Annotated in this window: 1 protein-coding gene; it reads right to left on the bottom strand. The window is 47.6% G+C overall.

What is annotated here, in order from left to right:
- Nucleotides 1-75: 75 nt before the first annotated feature.
- A complete protein-coding gene (gene ltrA / locus AM506_RS21560; protein ID WP_060675130.1) occupies nt 76-1,338 on the bottom strand; it encodes a group II intron reverse transcriptase/maturase in 1,263 nt (420 codons plus the stop codon).
- Nucleotides 1,339-1,893: the final 555 nt, after the last annotated feature.

The following is a 1,893-nucleotide window of genomic DNA, read 5'->3' as shown; positions in this document are numbered from 1 at the left end:
AATCGAGTAGGAGGGGATGATTAATCCCCGACCTCTCACACCACCGTACGTACCGATCGGTATACGGCGGTTCAATCAAGATGATTGACGAAGACTTTCATACCTAACGATAAGACTTAGAAGCCCTTGGCGATTCCAGAAGGAATTGCCAAGGGTTTTGTGTAGTATTGGACTTTGTGCGATCCTCCAATAACCCTTTCGGGTATTACCCCACTCATATGCCTTCCATTTTGGAACGCCGAGCGCAATGAGGTTGCGGACCTTCGTTTTCGGCAGTTTCCACTGCTTCCACAGACACATTCGTAACCTTCTTCTGATCCATGCATCCAGGTGTTTTAGGAAGCTGGGTGTATCAGCGAGCTGAAAATAGCCGATCCATCCCATTAAATATTGGTTCAGCTTTCTGATTCGCCCCTCCATCGACCACCCTGAAGATCTGGAAGTTAGAGAACGGATTTTCTGTTTCAACCGTTTTATACTTTTGGAGGCAACTCTGACTTTTGGTTTGAGATTTGATGTAAAACTAAAGCCAAGGAACGTTCTTCTCCAAGGTCGGTCCACCGCAGATTTCTTTCGGTTTACCTTCAGTTTAAGTTTCTTCTCAAGAAACGTTGTCACTGAATTCATCACCCGGTTACCTGCTTTAGGCGAACGGACATAGATATTACAATCATCTGCGTACCGTATAAAGCGAAGCCCCCGTTTCTCTAATTCCTGGTCCAGTTCATTCAAAATGATGTTAGAAAGCAATGGACTGAGAGGTCCGCCCTGTGGCGTACCTTCCTCACTTTTCACCTTTACACCTTCTATCATAATTCCGGCATTGAGGTAAGAACGAATCAGTTTCAGAAGTGCTTTGTCCTTTATTTTCTTCGCAAGAAGACCCATGACCTTATCATGATTCACTCTGTCAAAGAATTTCTCTAAGTCAATATCGATAACCCAGCGATATCCTTCCTGGATATACGTTTTCGCTTTTCTGACGGCGTCATGGGCACTCCGATTTGGTCGGAACCCATAGCTATGATCAGAGAAGGTTGGATCGTATATCTGAGAGAGTATCTGGGCAATTGATTGTTGAATCATACGGTCTGTCACCGTTGGGATACCTAACAACCGGACGCCGCCGTCTGGTTTCGGGATTTCGATCCGACGTACCGGGTCCGGCTTGTAGGTTCCCCCAAGAAGATTCTTTCGAATCGACTGCCATTCGTGCATGATATGCGATCGTAGGTTTTGTACGGGCATAAGATCCACGCCATGGCTTCCCTTATTTCGCTCTACACGTTTCAGTGCTTCAAGCATATTCGGTTTAGACAGAATCATATTCGTCAACATCACTGATATTCCTTTCCTTCGTGTGTCACGTTTCCTCTTTCGATGGCCCTGCCTCACACTTCCACTAGCCCTCACGGAATTCACCGTTACCTCTAAATGGACAGCTCTTTTCAGATTGTCTGTGAGTCTCTCAGTTACCATGAGCCAGGTCGTGGCACTCTCTTAATTGTTCAGTCCTTCCCGGCTTCCTCGAGAAAAGCCGGTACTATGACCTCGGCTGACTTCTGGCGGTTCAGCGGAGAATCGCTTCTCCGGTTACCAAGTATTCAAGGCGTATCCGCCAGATCTCCCCGGGTAAGAGTGCAATCTTTCCCTCCATCTATCCGCCTCATTTACTTTCTGCACCTTCGACAGTTCGGACTTCATCTTGTATTGCAGACTTATCCAGTGCAACAAGCCTTATATGAGATTCGTGTTCCTCGGACCGGAGGTTTGCCGCCCGCTTCCTTCAGATTCCGGGTCGCCCCGGACACCCTTGCGTTAAGCTAACCGCTACAACTGTCTTCACGGCTCGGGACTCTCACCCTATAGATCACACCCATGCCGGGCGCACAA

Origin of the sequence: Rossellomorea vietnamensis (genome assembly GCF_001305855.1) — a bacterium.
In the GTDB taxonomy this organism is placed as follows: domain Bacteria; phylum Bacillota; class Bacilli; order Bacillales; family Bacillaceae_B; genus Rossellomorea; species Rossellomorea vietnamensis_A.
The sequence above is the reverse complement of the archived record's forward strand: the minus strand, read 5'-3'. Positions and strand labels throughout refer to the sequence as shown.

Bases quoted from the DNA above. Each gene is read 5' to 3' on its own strand.
- ltrA (WP_060675130.1), bottom strand. From the start codon at position 1,338: ATGTTGACGAATATGATTCTGTCTAAACCGAATATGCTTGAAGCACTG.